Source organism: Marinicrinis lubricantis (assembly GCF_042658665.1).
Taxonomy (GTDB): domain Bacteria; phylum Bacillota; class Bacilli; order Paenibacillales; family KCTC-33676; genus Marinicrinis; species Marinicrinis lubricantis.
Map to the genome: position 1 here is coordinate 69245 of NZ_JBHSQV010000181.1, position 16110 is coordinate 85354.

14 protein-coding genes are annotated in these 16110 nt (G+C 47.6%); 11 read left to right on the top strand and 3 right to left on the bottom strand.

The features are described 5' to 3' along the window. Positions 1-16 precede the first annotated feature (16 nt). The 4 genes from ACFPXP_RS18975 to yajC are packed head-to-tail and all read left to right on the top strand — an operon-like array spanning position 17 to position 4666. Complete coding sequence (locus ACFPXP_RS18975) at positions 17-2098, top strand: SpoIID/LytB domain-containing protein (RefSeq protein ID WP_379895966.1); 2082 nt, start codon at positions 17-19, stop codon at positions 2096-2098. 17 nt (positions 2099-2115) lie between these two features. Next, positions 2116-3162 carry a tRNA preQ1(34) S-adenosylmethionine ribosyltransferase-isomerase QueA gene (queA, locus tag ACFPXP_RS18980; protein WP_379895967.1) on the top strand — a complete coding sequence of 349 codons (1047 nt, stop codon included), beginning with the start codon at positions 2116-2118 and terminating at the stop codon, positions 3160-3162. A 25-nt stretch (positions 3163-3187) separates the two neighbouring features. Next, complete coding sequence (tgt, locus tag ACFPXP_RS18985) at positions 3188-4321, top strand: tRNA guanosine(34) transglycosylase Tgt (RefSeq protein ID WP_379895968.1); 1134 nt, start codon at positions 3188-3190, stop codon at positions 4319-4321. Between the two features lie 15 nt (positions 4322-4336). Beyond that, on the top strand, positions 4337-4666 hold the full coding sequence (gene yajC, locus ACFPXP_RS18990; RefSeq protein ID WP_379895969.1) for a preprotein translocase subunit YajC: 330 nt from the start codon (positions 4337-4339) through the stop codon (positions 4664-4666). A gap of 102 nt (positions 4667-4768) precedes the next feature. On the opposite strand, the gene ACFPXP_RS18995 is transcribed toward yajC, so the two are convergent. Continuing rightward, a complete protein-coding gene (locus tag ACFPXP_RS18995; protein ID WP_379895970.1) occupies positions 4769-5158 on the bottom strand; it encodes a TIGR04086 family membrane protein in 390 nt (129 codons plus the stop codon). A gap of 169 nt (positions 5159-5327) precedes the next feature. Between ACFPXP_RS18995 and ACFPXP_RS19000 the strand changes: the two genes are divergently transcribed. After that, a complete protein-coding gene (locus ACFPXP_RS19000; protein WP_379895971.1) occupies positions 5328-6017 on the top strand; it encodes a DUF421 domain-containing protein in 690 nt (229 codons plus the stop codon). Positions 6018-6024: 7 nt separating this feature from the next. On the opposite strand, the gene spoVB is transcribed toward ACFPXP_RS19000, so the two are convergent. Further along, positions 6025-7662, bottom strand: coding sequence for a stage V sporulation protein B (gene spoVB / locus ACFPXP_RS19005; protein WP_379895972.1), 1638 nt, complete (start codon positions 7660-7662; stop codon positions 6025-6027). A 117-nt stretch (positions 7663-7779) separates the two neighbouring features. Here spoVB and ACFPXP_RS19010 point away from each other — a divergent pair, with 117 nt between their 5' ends. The 6 genes from ACFPXP_RS19010 to ACFPXP_RS19035 all read left to right on the top strand — a co-directional run bounded on the left by ACFPXP_RS19010 (position 7780) and on the right by ACFPXP_RS19035 (position 14516). Continuing rightward, entirely contained in the window at positions 7780-8151 is a 372-nt protein-coding gene (locus ACFPXP_RS19010) for a post-transcriptional regulator (RefSeq protein ID WP_379895973.1), read from the top strand. 173 nt (positions 8152-8324) lie between these two features. Then, entirely contained in the window at positions 8325-9587 is a 1263-nt protein-coding gene (gene secD / locus ACFPXP_RS19015) for a protein translocase subunit SecD (RefSeq protein ID WP_379895974.1), read from the top strand. Next, positions 9577-10491, top strand: coding sequence for a protein translocase subunit SecF (secF, locus tag ACFPXP_RS19020; RefSeq protein WP_379895975.1), 915 nt, complete (start codon positions 9577-9579; stop codon positions 10489-10491). Before secD ends, secF begins: the two co-directional genes overlap by 11 nt. A 68-nt stretch (positions 10492-10559) precedes the next feature. After that, on the top strand, positions 10560-11510 hold the full coding sequence (locus ACFPXP_RS19025) for a cation diffusion facilitator family transporter (RefSeq protein WP_379895977.1): 951 nt from the start codon (positions 10560-10562) through the stop codon (positions 11508-11510). Between the two features lie 64 nt (positions 11511-11574). Then, the gene (gene recJ, locus ACFPXP_RS19030) at positions 11575-14007 is read left to right on the top strand and encodes a single-stranded-DNA-specific exonuclease RecJ (protein ID WP_379895978.1); all 2433 of its coding nucleotides are present in this window, start codon (positions 11575-11577) and stop codon (positions 14005-14007) included. Next, the gene (locus ACFPXP_RS19035) at positions 14004-14516 is read left to right on the top strand and encodes an adenine phosphoribosyltransferase (RefSeq protein ID WP_379895979.1); all 513 of its coding nucleotides are present in this window, start codon (positions 14004-14006) and stop codon (positions 14514-14516) included. Before recJ ends, ACFPXP_RS19035 begins: the two co-directional genes overlap by 4 nt. Before the next feature lie 70 nt (positions 14517-14586). Here ACFPXP_RS19035 and uraA read toward each other — a convergent pair whose 3' ends face one another. Beyond that, the gene (gene uraA / locus ACFPXP_RS19040; protein ID WP_379895980.1) at positions 14587-15870 is read right to left on the bottom strand and encodes a uracil permease; all 1284 of its coding nucleotides are present in this window, start codon (positions 15868-15870) and stop codon (positions 14587-14589) included. Between the last annotated feature and the right edge of the window lie 240 nt (positions 15871-16110).

The following is a 16110-nucleotide window of genomic DNA, read 5'->3' on the forward strand; positions in this document are numbered from 1 at the left end:
GAAGGAGAACATTCGGTTGATTAACAGAAAATTGAAAGGCTTGCTTGTCGTTAGCTGCCTCGTACTCATTTTAAGCGCAGTACTGCCGATCTTTCGAGTGCAAGTCCATGCGGCTGTTCCGTCATTGGAGAATATTCGGGTTACTTTATTTATATCGACAAGGGGAAGCGTTCCGGCAGTTACTTTTCAAAGCAAGGGAGCGATGGAGATTGGTTTGCGGCAGGGTGAATCCACTTCGAAATGGACTTCTTCTTCGCAAGCCTTTCGCCTAAGCGCGGATCAATTCATGATCAAAGCGTGGGAAACATCCGATCTTCAGCAGGCCGCTGCGGCGCAAACGAAGCTGAAAGCTTATGTGCCGGAAGCGTTCCTATTCTCTAGTTCAAAACAGGGAACTACGGTTTATTCGCTTTACGCTGGAATGTATGCAACGGAACAGGCTGCGGAGAATGCGAAATCCCTTTTGGCCCAGAAGGCCGATTTGCAAGGCTACGACTTTCAAATCACGGGGGCCAATCGTTTACTCGCTGGAACATACGCGTCCATCGAAGAGGCCAAGAGCAGGCTAGCGGCAATAACGAATGCAGGGCTTTCGGGAGCGATCGCGCTTCATCCGAATGCAGAAGGGAAAATCGTCTATTCTGTCCTAGTCGGAGAAGCGGCCAATGATACGCAGCTGAGCCAGCTGCACGCCTCACTTGCTGAGAAGCTTCCTGGAGAGGCTGTACAAGCATGGAACGCTGCGCAGCCATATTTGCTGCTTCGAACTTCAGTGGATGCGCAAGCCGCAGTGACGGTTCATTACTTTTTCAATGCAGCGAATCAAAAAGTATGGATAGCGCCGACGGATACATCTTTGACGGTCAAAGAACGATACAACCGTTCTTATCGCGGAAATATGGAAGTGTCTGTTTTCGAGGGGCAGCTGGCTGTCATTAATGAGCTTCCATTCGAGCATTATTTATATTCGGTTGTCGGCACGGAGATGAGCGGCAGCTGGCCGCTTGAAGCGTTGAAGGCCCAAGCCGTTGCTGCTAGAACCTTTGCGCTCAGTCTAGGCACCAAATATCAGATTGCGCACATTTCCGATACGACTTACGATCAAGCATATTACGGCAACACAAGAGAGACGACATCTACCATTCAAGCGGTAGACGACACGAAAGGCGTAGTGCTTGTTGATGGAAGCGGACAATTAATTAATCCGCTGTATTCCTCAAATGCGGGCGGTATGACAGCCGAACCGACTGAAGTATGGGGTAATGATGTTCCTTACCTGGAAAGCACACCAAGCCCCGACAGCGCTCCAGGCGAAGGGCTGCTAGATTGGTATCGTGTCGTACTCTCAGACGGTACGACCGGATTTATTCGTTCAGATTTGCTGCGTGATACAGGCAAAGAGAATGCGGTCGGATTCCCGATCTATCAGCCTACAGACAACAATGTGAATGTTCGTCCGGCTCCGTATGTGCCTTATATCCAAAATGACAATACGCCGGTCGCTTTAGTGAACGCATCGGATCAGCTTACCGTGATCGAGACGGTTAAGGAGTCCAATGTGTACAACTGGGTACGAGGCCCTTATACAGCGGACGAGATGCTGTCTGTCATCAATCGAACGGCGAACTCGGACATTTCCGGTCCGCTTCGCTCACTAACCGTAAGCGAACGGGGAACTTCAGGACGGGTCATCGAAATGAAGGCGAATGGCCAGAAGATCGACGTAAGCTATCCGGATCAGTACAGGTCGGTGATGAATGGACTTCTTAGTACAAGATTCGAAGTGGAGGAGACCGGACGTTACACCGTGGTCGGACGGGATGGCGCCGTTACTGAATTTTACGGCAATTCATCTCTTTATGCCGTTGGCCCTTCCGGGAATACGGAAAGCATCTCCGGTCGGGATGTCATCGCCGTGAATGAGCAGCTGGAGGCGCGTGTATATTCGCCGCAGGTTGCGTTTCGATTCATTGGCTACGGCTTCGGGCATGGATTAGGCATGTCTCAGTATGGAGCGAAGGAATTAGCCGAGTTTATGGGGTATGACTATAAAGAAATTCTAGAATACTATTATAAAGGCATAAAACTAGTGAAGTAATAAAGGAATGACTTAAGATGCAGGTAGACCAATTTGATTTTTATCTTCCTGAGCATCTCATTGCTCAGACACCATTGCCGGATCGCAGCGCATCAAGGCTTCTCACATTGGATAAGCGAACAGGAGAGATCCAGCATAAAGGATTTAAAGATATGACCTCGCAGCTGCATGCTGGGGATTTACTTATACTGAATAATACGAAGGTGATTCCCGCCCGACTGCATGGCAAAAAGCAGGACACCGGTGCACATATCGAGCTTCTTTTGTTAAAAAATGTGCAGGGGGATACTTGGGAGGCATTGGCAAAGCCTGCCAAGCGAGTCAAGCAGGGAGCCGTCATCGAATTCGGTTCAGATGAGCATGGGGCGCCTCTGCTGAAAGCCGTCGTCGAAGAAGAGAAAGAGATGGGCGGGCGAATCATTCGATTCGAATACAGCGGGATATTTCAGCAACTGCTTGATCAGCTTGGCGAAATGCCTCTTCCGCCATACATTAAGGAACAGTTAGCGGATAAGGATCGTTATCAAACCGTTTATGCCAAGCATGAAGGCTCCGCTGCGGCCCCGACGGCAGGACTGCATTTTACACCCGAAGTGCTGGATGAAATCCAGCAGAAGGGTGTTGAGATCGCCTATATTACACTGCATGTCGGATTAGGCACGTTTCGGCCGGTATCTGCCGATACGGTAGAAGAGCATGAAATGCATGCTGAATTTTATATGGTTTCTCCTGAAACCGCTGAAGCTATAAACCGTACTAAGAAGAGTGGCGGACGTGTCGTTGCAGTGGGCACAACGGTAACTCGTACGTTAGAGACGGTAGCGAATGAACAGGAAGGCCAAGAGATTGAACCGACTCAAGGCTGGACAGACATCTTTATTTATCCCGGCTATGAATTTAAGCTGGTCGACGCATTGCTGACAAACTTTCATTTGCCCAAATCAACGTTGGTCATGCTCGTCAGCGCGCTCGCAGGACGTGAACATGTGCTGAAGGCGTATGAAGAAGCGGTCCGCGAAAGGTATCGGTTTTTCAGCTTTGGCGATGCGATGTTTATTTACTAAAGGTTGCACATAAAGGAGATTACAGATGGCAGTTCGTTACGAATTAATCAAAACGTGCAAGCAAAGCGGTGCCCGCTTAGGCAAGCTTCATACTCCACACGGCACAATCGATACACCGGTTTTTATGCCCGTCGGTACACAAGCAACCGTAAAATCGATGAGTCCGGAAGAGGTAAAGGAGTTAGGTGCGCAAATTATACTCAGCAATACATATCATTTATTTTTGAGACCTGGCCATGAGCTGGTTCAGCAGGCTGGCGGACTGCATTCATTTATGAACTGGGATCGTGCGATTTTAACGGACAGCGGCGGATTCCAAGTGTTCAGCTTAAGCGAGAATCGTAAAATCACAGAAGAAGGTGTGCAATTCCGTTCCCATCTAAACGGGGACAAGCTGTTTATCTCCCCGGAGAAAGCGATGGAGATTCAGAATGCGCTTGGCTCAGACATCATGATGGCGTTTGATGAATGTCCGCCTTATCCGGCAGAGTATGAGTACATTAAAGCCTCTACGGAAAGGACATCCAGATGGGCGGAAAGATGCTTGAAAAGCCACAATCGGCCTGAGGATCAAGCGCTGTTCGGTATTGTGCAGGGCGGGATGCACGAAGAATTGCGCAGACAAAGTGCGGCGGATTTAACTTCGCTTGATTTTCCGGGCTATGCGATTGGCGGTTTAAGCGTAGGCGAGCCGAAGGACATTATGTTTAGAGTGCTTGATTTTACTGTACCGTTCTTACCGCAGCATAAGCCGAGATATCTCATGGGAGTTGGTTCACCCGACGCGCTGCTGGAAGGAGCGATTCGCGGCATCGACATGTTCGATTGTGTACTGCCGACTCGCATCGCACGCAACGGTACTGTTATGACCAGCCAAGGCCGGCTTGTCATTCGCAATGCGAAATATATGAATGATTTTACGCCGCTCGATCCGAACTGCGACTGTTATACCTGCAAAAATTACACCCGAGCGTATATTCGGCATCTTCATAAGGCCGATGAGATCTTCGGCGTGCGCTTAACGACTTACCACAATCTTTATTTTTTGGTACAATTGATGAAGCGTGTCAGACAGGCGATCATGGAAGACCGGTTGTTAGATTTCAGAGATGAATTTTTCGACCAATACGGTCTTCATGACAATACCAAAGGTTTTTAACAAGGAGGGTATACAATGAATCAAGTGCTGGAAATTGCATCGGATGCAGGATCAGAAGGGGGAGGAAGCTGGATCACTCTTTTGCTCCCGTTCGTTGTCATGTTTGTCATTTTTTATTTCTTGCTTATTCGTCCTCAGCAAAAAAGACAGAAGCAAAGAAATATGCTGCTGCTTAATTTGGAAAAAGGGGACAAGGTCGTCACGATTGGCGGTATTCACGGGACCATCGTTGAACTGACAGACGATACAGTCGTACTGAAAGTCAATGACTCCACTAGATTGACCTTTGACCGTTCTGCCATTAACAACGCATCCAAGGCAAAGGCAGATTCGTCCAAAGGTTAATGCATTAGAATTTAAGATAAAAAAGAGCTGTCTCATTCGCACAAATTTGCTGCGAAATATGAGACAGCTTTTTTAACGTTACAAAAAATTCAACTGACAAGATTATTTTTTGATATTCACTCCAAACATGCCCCCTAACATTCCCATACCTGCTGTAATCGCGATGAGCAGCAAGGAAGACGAATTTATACCGGCATCATAAGCTAGAAAGGCAATGAGTACAATGATGAGGCTGTACAATAAACCGCTTATTCCTCCGTAATACCACCCTTTACTTTCAACTCTTCTTCCTGCCGAAAAACCGCCAATCAGCATGGAGGCGGCATGAATGGAAAATGTATAGACATTCAGCTTGCTCTCATCCATATCGGTGACGGCTAAAATGATGGAGAGAAGAAAAGTAAGAACGATCATGGCGATAAAACCGTACACGAGCGCCATCGTCAATGAACCAGCTGTACTGCTTCTTCCTAATCGGCTGATCGGGTTCATGCGAAACACATCCTTTCATTTTGAAAGTTGTCCTTTTACCATCATTTTATGGCCGAGCATTAGCGAATAGTACAATTGGCAACAATTGAGCACGTCTTTTTGGCATGATTGCAAGGGGCGGAAGCCAAAATACGTCATAACGGTTTAATCGCATTTAGGGGGTTCAGCTGTGGATTTGCTAACGATATTTTTTCGAACGGTCATCGTGTATTTCTTAGTATTTCTGCTGCTCCGTCTAATGGGAAAAAGGGAAATAGGAAAGCTGTCAGTCTTTGATTTGGTCATTTCCATTATGATTGCGGAGGTGGCCATCATTGTTGTAGATAACCCGGATAAGCCGATGCTCGAAGGAATACTGCCGATGCTGGTGCTTGTTTCAATCCAGATTATGATTGCATATATCACATTAAAAAACCGCAAGCTGAGAAGACTATTCGATGGAAAGCCAAGCGCGATCATTGAAAATGGACATTTAAACCGGGAAGAAATGGCGAAACAGAAATACAATTTGGATGATTTAATGCAGCAGCTTAGACAAAACAATTTACGAAATGTAGCTGATGTAGAGTTCGCTTACTTGGAGACAAACGGGAAGCTGACTGTGATTCAGAAGAACCAGAACCAGAACCAGCAGAATGGAAGCAGCAGCAACAATCCGCATGGAATACGCTATGAAGGCCTGCCGATTCCGCTCATTATGGATGGCAAGGTCCAAGATCAAAATTTGGAAAAAATACAGAAAACCCGCTTTTGGTTAAAGAATGAGATTCAAAAGAAAGGATTGCACGATTTTAAAGAAATCTTTTTGTGTACTTTGGATCACAAAGGCCGGCTTTTTATAGATAAAAAGAAAAGGTAGCATGGAATCATTTCAGCCATCTGCCAATCCCGGGTATTCTTGACATATCGTGTTTGTCGATCATCCCCATGATAATCATGACGATGACATAGATGATAATGCCGGCCGTACAAGTAAGCAGAAAATCAAGCTGCAATAAACCGATGGGACTCCAAACGGTCATAGCATACAAGGAAACGGCCATCACGATGCACCCGGTCAATACTTTGATGAAATCGGTTGGATTGATCATGAGCTGTGTCAGCTTCGCTATACTTCTCCAGTGAAGGACGGTTACTAATATCATGTTCGTGCAGATGGCGATGACGGCTCCTTTGATGCCTAACTCCGCCTTTGCCGTCAGCAAGAAGATGAGGATTAATTTGACCGCTGCCCCGATGAATGTATTATATAAAGCGGTTCCGGGCTTATCTAATGCCTGCAGCGCGGCTTGCAATGGGCCTTGCAGATAGATGAATATCGCGACGGGAGCAACCCACTTCAGCATCTCAGCAGGTGCATGATCGTTATAAAGCACGATGCAAAGAGGTTCGGCAAGCAGCATCATGATCACAGCGAATGGGGCTCCCGTCACAAGAGCCATACGTAGGGATTGCAGCAGTCGTTTTCGGATCGTTTTCATGTCGTTTCTCGCTGCGGCTTCCGAAAGCGACGGGATTAAAGAGACGGACAAAGAGTAAGTCAGCGCCGTAGGAAGCAGCACAACCGGAATGATCATACCCGTCAGCATTCCGTAAAGCGTCGTTGCCTGTGATGTGGCAATACCGATCAGCGCAAGACTTTGAATAATCATAATCGATTCCAGAAAATAAGAGGCGGAACCGACTAACCTGCTGCCTGTGACGGGAATCGAAATGGACAAAAGCTGCTTCAGCGTGGTTCGTCCCTGATGCTTGAGCACGGCAGGAGGTCTAAGAAGAGGTCCCTCGTCTTGGCGATTCATTTGATATTGGATTAATAAGATGAATAAGCCTGCCAATTCCCCGAGCAGCAGGCCTGCCATAGCGCCAGCAGCAGCTTTCTCCAGACCGTATGGCAGCAGCAAATATGCAAGCGCTAAAGTACCCGCGCATCGTACAATGGTTTCTACTGTCGTTGACAGGGCGGTGGGAATCATATTTTGTTTTCCCTGGAAATAGCCGCGGAAAACGGATGAGATACTGACCATTAATATGACCGGAATCATCGTAACGAAGCTGTAGTAGACTCGGCTGTCGCTTAATAGATGCTCCGAAACCCAAGGGGCAGCCCATATCGCGGCAATGGTAAATACGCTTCCAAGGCTTACGACAAAAGCTAATGCCACCTTTAAAATCATGCCCATCTGTTGTGATTTTCCGGTGGAATCGGCTTCCGCGACCATTTTTGCTACAGCTAGTGGGATGCCGCCGGTAATAATCGTAAGAATGAGCATAAGCATTGGATAGCTGAGCTGATACAGGCCGACTCCCTCAGCACCGATCATGCGGGGGAGCATGATGCGTGGTATAAAACCGAGAATACGGGTAAAGATACCCGCAGCAAGTAAGATCATTGCCCCTTTAATAAACGATTGTCTTGTCACAGCTAATTCCTCTTTCCATACGGCCTGCAAGACAGGCTGTCTTGTTTTGTACATATGTATGCTGGGTATGTCCAAACTCATACCATCATTTTCATACTTCACGATAGAGGATTTGAACGACCGTTATCGAAGAAGTATACTTATTGGAGATGAAGTGAAGTTGATGGCTTGTACCGGGCTCCAAAGGAGGGGATAGCTGTGCCGGATCATGAACAGAAACATCAAGAACCACATCAAGAATCACATCAAGAAGAGAATCAACAGGTGCTAAGACTGGTGGTCGGTTCTACCAAAGAGGAAATACCGCTGGGTGAAGAAGAGCGCTCCGGGGTGAGCGATGAAGAATTGAGCCGCTGGATTGAGCAGCTGTGTATCAGCAAGGCTGAGGAATTTCGAATGTTGGGCTATGAGCATGTCGAGCCCCAGGAAATCTGGGAATGCATCAGCGATAAGCATCAAAAAAACGGTATGCCTGCACTGCATCGATTGGTGAATGACATTTTATCCTTAAAAGTAACTCAATTTATGAATTGGATGACGATGAGCATATACAAATCCTCTTTTAAATGAGAGCTTTACGGGTGGAATAAAGCGATTTATTCCCGTGGCGATAAAGGTCTATAGGACCAGCAATTCGCCGCGGGTTTGCTGTGTTGTCAGGACAGTTTAGTAAAATTGACTCCATTTTTGGCGACCTTTATAATAAGGGTTGTTGAATTTATGGACGAAGGGAGACAAACAGGGTGGTCGATTTTAAACGGATCGGAACTTTAGCTCTCATCATAATAGCTACGTTTGCGATCATCATCGTGTCTAGTCCAACGATCCTGAAAGGAATTCATTTGGGATTGGATTTAAAGGGCGGATTCGAAATATTATACGAAGTGAAGCCACTGGAAGAAGGCCAAGTGATTACGAAAGATACGCTTCGTGAAACGGCCTATTCGTTGGAGCGAAGAGCGAATGTGACGAAAGTTGCTGAGCCCGAGATTTTGCCGGAAGGAACTGATCGCATTCGGGTGCGGCTGGCAGGAGTGGAGGATCAGGAGCAGGTTCGGGACATTATGAAAAAGCCTGCGGTGCTGACTTTCCGAAGCAATGTCGGCTGTGAGGATCCAACTGATTTTTGCACGGTTGAGCTGAAGGGAAGCGATTTTAAGGAAGGCGGGGCAAGCCGGGAATTTGATCCGACGACGAACCAGCCTATCGTCTCCATTGAATTAAAAGACGCGAGTAAATTTTATGATGTTACCCAGAAGTTGACCGGAAATGTTCTTGCGATTTATTTGGATGAGGAGCAATTGTCTATACCGGCTGTCAATTACCCAATCGGTGGCGGACAAGCTACCATTACAGGTAATTTTACGAATGCAGAAGCAGAGGAATTGGCTGGGATTATCAATTCCGGATCGCTCCCTGTGCAGCTTGAGGAAATCTACACCCAAAGCGTTGGAGCGACATTAGGACAATTGTCCTTGGAACAGACGATTCGAGCGGGAATTATGGGTACAGCGGTCATTTTGCTGTTCATGCTTGCCATCTATCGGGTACCAGGGATCATTGCGAGCATTACGTTGATCACGTACATTTGGATGCTGCTGCTTGTATTCTATTGGATGAACGCGACGCTTACGCTTCCAGGCATTGCAGCACTTGTGCTGGGGATCGGGATGGCGGTCGACGCTAACATTATTACGTATGAACGGATTCGAGAAGAAATGCGGAGCGGCAAATCGATGTTGTCCTCACTAAGGGCGGGATCGAAGAATTCATGGAGTACGATTTTCGATGCCAATGTCACGACGATTTTGGCGGGGATTGTACTGTATTTCATGGGGACGGGGGCCATTCAAGGCTTCGCAATTACGCTGATCTTCAGTATTTTGGTCAGTATCTTGACGAACGTCTTCTTCTCACGCTGGCTGCTGTACTTGCTGATTAAGTCCGGCTGGCTGAAAAAACCGTCATCTTTCGGCGTGAAGGAGGCGGAAATTCGTGAGCTTTAAACCTATGAATGAATATAAATTCGATTTTGTGAAAAGCCGTAAAATCTACTTTATTATTTCGAGCACCATCGCCGTAGTGGGTCTTGTTTGTATACTGCTGTTCGGCTTGAACTACGGAGTTGATTTCAAGTCAGGAACGAATCTGGATATCTCTGTTTCGAAAGGGAATGTTACGAATGATCAAGTGAATGCGATCCTTGAAGAAGCAGGATATGGCGACTTGACCCCGTCCATCGGTGAAGAACGGGTTAGCATTCGCTTCGAAGACGCAATGAACGAAGATGAATTAAACACCATCATCGATGGTTTTGAAAAGGTATATGGAGAAGGAAATATCTCACACGAAGAAAATACAGTCGATGCTGGTGTTGCCAAGGAATTGGGGAAGAAGGCCATTATTGTCGTGCTACTGGCAAGTCTTGGGATTATTATATACGTCACGATCAGGTTCGAATGGAGGTTTGCCTTATCGGCTGTCATTGCGCTGATTCATGATGCTTTTGTCGTCATTGCGATATTCTCCATCTTTAGGCTTGAAGTGAGTCTCACGTTCATTGCCGCTGTTCTCACGATCATCGGTTATTCGATCAACGACACGATCGTTATTTTTGACCGGATTCGCGAGAATTTGAAGAAGATGAAGGTGAAGACGACTGAGGACCTGTCTAAAGTTGTCAATACAAGCATTTGGCAGACGCTGTCCCGTTCAGTGAATACCGCACTTACCGTTGTGATCGCTGCACTTGCATTGCTCATCTTCGGCAGTGAGTCGATCAGGCTGTTTTCTCTAGCCATCTTGATTGGATTGATCAGCGGCGGGTATTCCTCGATCTTCGTTGCAAGTCAATTGTGGTTTGATATGAAGAAGGGGACTTTAAAGAAAAAGACTGTGACTTCTGAATAATGCCGTTGGGTGCACAAGCCGCATCCGCGGCTTTTGCATTCATTCACCAATCAATAAGGAGTGTATACATGTCGGATCAAAGAGCTTCCAAAGCAGAATTTGCCGCATGGGTCGGAATTATCGGGAATTTGGCTTTAGCGGCAATGAAAGGGACTGTCGGATTTTTTTCGGGCAGTAAAGCTTTGATCGCAGATGCAGCGCATTCCGCATCGGACATTCTAGGTTCGTTTGCTGTACTCATCGGTTTGAAAGCGGCGAAAAAGCCGCCGGATAAAGACCATCCTTATGGACATGGCAAGGCAGAAACGATTGCTGCGATGATCGTTGCAATTTTGCTCCTGCTGGTTGGCTATGAAATTGCATCGGGTGCTGTTATGGCTATGCTGAGAGGCGATGTGGCTGCACCAGAATGGTATGCACTCATCGCGATTGTGATCTCTATCCTCGTGAAGGAAGCTATGTTCCAGTATAAATACAGGCTCGGAAAGAAGCTTTCCAGTCAAGCACTCATTGCCAATGCTTGGGAGCATCGCTCTGACGTGTACTCATCTATCGCTGCTCTCATTGGAGCAGGTGGTGCAGTATTGGGCGGCTATATAGACCTGCCTGCTTTGTATTACTTAGATCCGGTCGCCGGTATTGCGGTCTCACTGCTTATTTTTCGGATGGGCTACAAGCTGTTCAAAGAGTCTCTTCATACAGTGCTCGATCATGTACTTCATGAGGAGGAGACTGCTGAGCTTCTGAAAACCGCTTCTATGGTCAAGGGAGTGGTTGCGGTGGATGATTTAAGAGCAAGAGAACACGGACATTATGTCATTGTGGATATTAAGCTGAGCGTCAACCCGCATATCTCGGTCTTGGAAGGCCACGAAATCGGAAAAGCGGTGAAACATCGTTTGATGGAACAGTATGATCACGTTGCTGATGTTTTTGTACATATCAATCCTTTCATACCTGGCTATCCATATAATGATGATGGGGATTCGAGCAAGAGCTTTACGGCGCTTATACATTAACTGTATATTTCAGCTGATTCACTGCTGTGTTAGGGGAAACTGGAAAGAAAGAGGGAAAAGAAACGTGCTTCAGGCCAAAACAAGGTGGAAAATACGACAAGCCCAGACGGACCGCGTGCAAAGACTGGTTCAAGAGCTGCAGCTTCAACCATTAATTGCGGGGCTGCTTGTACTCAGAGGCATAGATACTCCTGAAGCGGCGAAACGTTTCTTGCACGCTGACGAAAACGAGTTTCACGATCCGTTCATGCTGGACGGGATGAAGTCCGCGGTGGAGCGAATTCATCGTGCGCTGATCAAGGGAGAGCATATACGCATTTGCGGCGATTACGATGCGGATGGCGTTAGCAGCACTTCGATTATGGTCTGCCTCATGCGATCCATGAATGCGAAATTTGATTATTATATTCCCGATCGATTTAAAGAAGGCTACGGCTTGAATCAGGCAGCCGTAGAAAAGGCAAAGGCGGATGGGGTCGGTTTAATCATTACGGTAGACAATGGAATTAGTGCGACAGAAGCGATCGCTCGCGCGAACGAGCTTGAGCTGGATGTTGTCGTGACCGATCACCATGAGCCGCCGCAAATATTGCCGGATGCTTATTGCATTGTTAACCCGAAAAAGCCGGGATGCCCTTATCCATTCAAAAATTTAGCGGGTGCTGGCGTCGCGTTTAAGCTCGCCCATGCACTGCTGGGAAGAGTGCCTATGGAATGGCTGGAGCTGGCTGCGATTGGAACGGTTGCAGATATTATGCCGCTGCTCGATGAGAACCGGATGATCGTCAAGCACGGCTTATCCCAAATGCAGAACAGCCGTTTTCCGGGTATCCGAGCTTTAATGGATGTTTCAGGAGTGGATAGAGAACAGGTATCCGCGATGGATGTGGGTTTTTCACTGGGGCCCCGTATTAATGCGGCCGGGCGACTGGGACATGCCGGACCGGCTGTTGAGCTGATGGTGGCAGAAGAGCTGCCTGAGGCAGAGCGATTGGCAAAGCATCTGGATGAAATGAATAAGGAAAGACAGAAGATTGTTGAAACGATGATGAAGGAAGCGCTGGACATGATTGAGGTCATGCAGATGGAGAACGTTCCGGTGATTGTCCTGGCGAAGGAAGGTTGGAATGCGGGGGTCGTAGGGATTGTCGCTTCCAAGATTCTTGAACGCTATTATCGTCCTGTCATCGTCTTAACGATAGATCAAGAGACAGGGAAAGCGAAAGGCTCGGCTCGGTCCATCGAGGGCTATGATATCCATGAGGCGTTGACACACTGTGCGGAGTTGCTTGATCATTTTGGAGGCCACCAAGCGGCCGGAGGAATGACGCTGCCGATTCAGCATGTCGATGCGTTCCGTGAGCAGCTGCAGCAGCTGGCAAGGGTATGGTTGAAGGAAGAAGACCTCATTCCTGTCAGTCATGCTGAAATGGAGTGCGCCCTAGAGGATGTTACATTAGAGCAAATTGAAGAACTGGAAAAACTGGCTCCGTTCGGAGAAGGGAATCCGTATCCGCTTGTTGTGCTGAGAAGCTTAAATGTCGATGGGATCCGTCTCATTGGAAAGAAGGAACAGCATTTAAAGCTGGCGGTGAACACAGACCAAATGACAAAGCCGGTGGATGCCGTGGCATTCGGCATGGGAGAGCATGCTGCAAGAATTACGAAGTACGCGAAAATCGATTTACTCTGCGAGATGCAGATCAATGAATGGAATGGATTTCGAAAGCCGCAGCTGCTTGTAAAAGATTTGTGCATTCCTGCTGCGCAGCTGGAGGATTGGCGCTCAGAGCAGGCAGTCAGGCAGCATTTACCTGAATGGTTGAAAGCAGAGACCTTGGATGCTTCTGGCGAGCAAAACAAGGGATTGATTGTCTTCTCTGGCAGACCTCCTATAAGCGAGCCGATGCATGGCTCGAGCGTAGCGGTATGGAAGGCGGAGGCAAACGGCATCCTTGATCCTTTGAACAGCATGGCCGAAAAGCTGCACCCGGAACGGTTAACAGAGGCGGTCCTGTATGGGATACCGGAAGATATGGATTCCCTGATTGCCGTGCTGGCTCAATTGACCCGAGTCGAGAAATTGGCAGCGGCACTGCTTGATCCAGATTGTATCACACCCCCGAATCGTGAAAGCTGCGCGAAGGTTTATAAATTTCTGCTGCAGCTGCAGTCGTGGGAAAACAGCAGACAAGTGCTGCAGGGATTGGCGAAACGTGCCGGTATGAAGCCGGGAGATGTTCAATTTATCATCGATGTTTTTGAGGAACTGGGCTTTATTGAGCGTTCGGACGATGGTTACAGGTGCGCGGCTTCGCCAGGCAAGAAAGATTTAAGCACCTCGAGGCTGTTCGCGAAGGCACATCGCATGGAGGAGACGAAACAATTTCTGCTCTATATGACAACGAAGCAGCTGAACGACTGGTTGGTTTCAAGACTGCCGGATCGTCCACAGGATGCTAACCATCAACATTTAATATTGGAGGACGTAATATGAATTTCAAAGATTATATTCGTGTGATTCACGATTTCCCGCAGCCGGGAATTCGCTTCAAAGACATTACAACGCTGCTTCAGAACGGCGAAGTGTATAGAGGCGCCATCGATGAGCTGAAGAAGCTGGTCGAAGCGATGAATATTGATGTCATTGCCGGTCCGGAAGCAAGAGGCTTCGTCATTGGTGCACCGCTTTCCTATGCGTTAGGAGTCGGTTTTGTGCCCATTCGTAAAAGCGGAAAGCTGCCGGCTGATGCTATCGAGGCAAGCTATTCCTTGGAATACGGCAAAGATAAGCTTGCAATGCATCGTGACGCAATCAAACCGGGCCAACGGGTGCTCATTGCGGATGATTTGCTTGCGACAGGAGGAACGATCCAGACTTCTCTGAACCTCATTGAGCAGCTGGGAGGCGTCGTGGCAGGAGCGGCTTTTCTCATCGAATTAAATTATTTGAACGGCAGAGAGAAGCTGGGCGATATGGATATTGTTTCTTTAGTCCAATATTAATCTAAAAGGCCGCGCTTGGTTCATCATGGATGAACAGCGCGGCCTTTTAATTAAGCAATTACAGTGCTTTCTATTCTTTTTCGTTCAGGATGTTCAGCTTCTCGAAAATCTTGAACAGCAGACTGAGCACAATGGCAACGACGGTTGCCAACGCCATCCCTTTCATTTCAAAATTGCCGTAGGTTAGCTTGGCGCCGCTGATACCGATCACGAGAACGATCGTCGTTAATATGAGATTGGTCGGCTTGCTGTAGTCGATTTTCGACTCTACCAGCATCCGCAGACCAGACGCGGCAATAACGCCGTACAGCAATAAGGAAACTCCGCCAATGACTGGATCCGGTACGGCTTCGATCAGCGCCGAGAATTGTCCGAAGAAGGCTAGAATGATGGACAGCACCGCTGCACCGCCCAGGACGAACGTAGAAAATACCCTCGTTAACGCCAGTACGCCGATGTTCTCGCCGTAGGTCGTATTTGGAGTTGACCCTGCCCAACCGGAGATAAACGTCGAAATCCCGTTACCAAGCATCGAACGATGCAGTCCAGGATCTTTGGATAGATCCTTGCCGACGATGTTGCTGGTGACGATCAGGTGTCCCACGTGTTCCGCAACAACCACCAGCGCGGCTGGCAAAATGATAATGATCGCAGACCAATCGAATTTAGGCGCGGTGAAGTCCGGCATGGCTAGGAAGCTGGCGTCTTTGACTACATCGAAATTTGGAATTCCAAGAATGGCCGCTAAAATATAGCCCAGCACAAAGCCGCACAAAATCGGGATAATTTTCATGAAACCGCGGAAAAGCACATTTCCTAGTACAATGACCCCTAAAGTAAAGAGCGAAACGAAAATTGCCTCGCCATCATAATTGACATTCCCATTCATATCGGTCGTTCCAAGCAAACCCGCTTGACCCGCTGCAACAGGAACGAGCTCCAAACCGATAATGGCAACGATCGCGCCCATTGCCGCAGGCGGGAATACGACATCGATCCAGGAGGTGCCGAGCCATTTGATCAGCAGCGCTACGGCGATAAAGACGAGACCGACAATGACAAAGCCCCCTAATGCATAGGCATAACCTTCGCCGCCTGCATATTGATTAATAACGGCGGTCACAGGAGATATGAAAGCGAAGCTTGAGCCGAGGTACGCCGGAATTTGCCCCTTACAGATCAAAATGTAGATTAAGGTTCCAATCCCGTTCATCAGCAGGATGACCGATGGATCTACCCCGAAGATAATCGGGACCAGCACGTTAGCTCCAAACATAGCAAACAGATGCTGGAAGCTGAGTGGAATGCTTTGGCTCCAAGGGAGCCTTTCGTTAACTTGTACTGAACGCTGCAAAGAATGATCCCCCTTTTTCTTATGTAAAAACTACAAATTCCTACAAGTCGCTGCTGCAGCAACAAAAGACGACAATGATTCCTGAATATATTACCAGAAATTTATTAAACATACGAATCAATTTCATAATGCATCGTTCTAAAAAACTGTAGACTAACCCGACTACAAATTTACAGTTCAAAAATTAAGCTACATCAAGCTGCAACTGACGGTTTATGCGATCACAAGCTAATTTTGTGC

What these genes read in the sequence shown, in the direction of transcription:
- ACFPXP_RS19025 (WP_379895977.1), top strand. Translation starts at nt 10,560, where the DNA reads ATGTCGGATCAAAGAGCTTCCAAAGCAGAATTTGCCGCATGGGTCGGA.
- ACFPXP_RS18995 (WP_379895970.1), bottom strand. Translation starts at nt 5,158, where the DNA reads ATGAACCCGATCAGCCGATTAGGAAGAAGCAGTACAGCTGGTTCATTG.
- yajC (WP_379895969.1), top strand. Translation starts at nt 4,337, where the DNA reads ATGAATCAAGTGCTGGAAATTGCATCGGATGCAGGATCAGAAGGGGGA.
- tgt (WP_379895968.1), top strand. Translation starts at nt 3,188, where the DNA reads ATGGCAGTTCGTTACGAATTAATCAAAACGTGCAAGCAAAGCGGTGCC.
- spoVB (WP_379895972.1), bottom strand. Translation starts at nt 7,662, where the DNA reads ATGAGTTTGGACATACCCAGCATACATATGTACAAAACAAGACAGCCT.
- queA (WP_379895967.1), top strand. Translation starts at nt 2,116, where the DNA reads ATGCAGGTAGACCAATTTGATTTTTATCTTCCTGAGCATCTCATTGCT.
- ACFPXP_RS19035 (WP_379895979.1), top strand. Translation starts at nt 14,004, where the DNA reads ATGAATTTCAAAGATTATATTCGTGTGATTCACGATTTCCCGCAGCCG.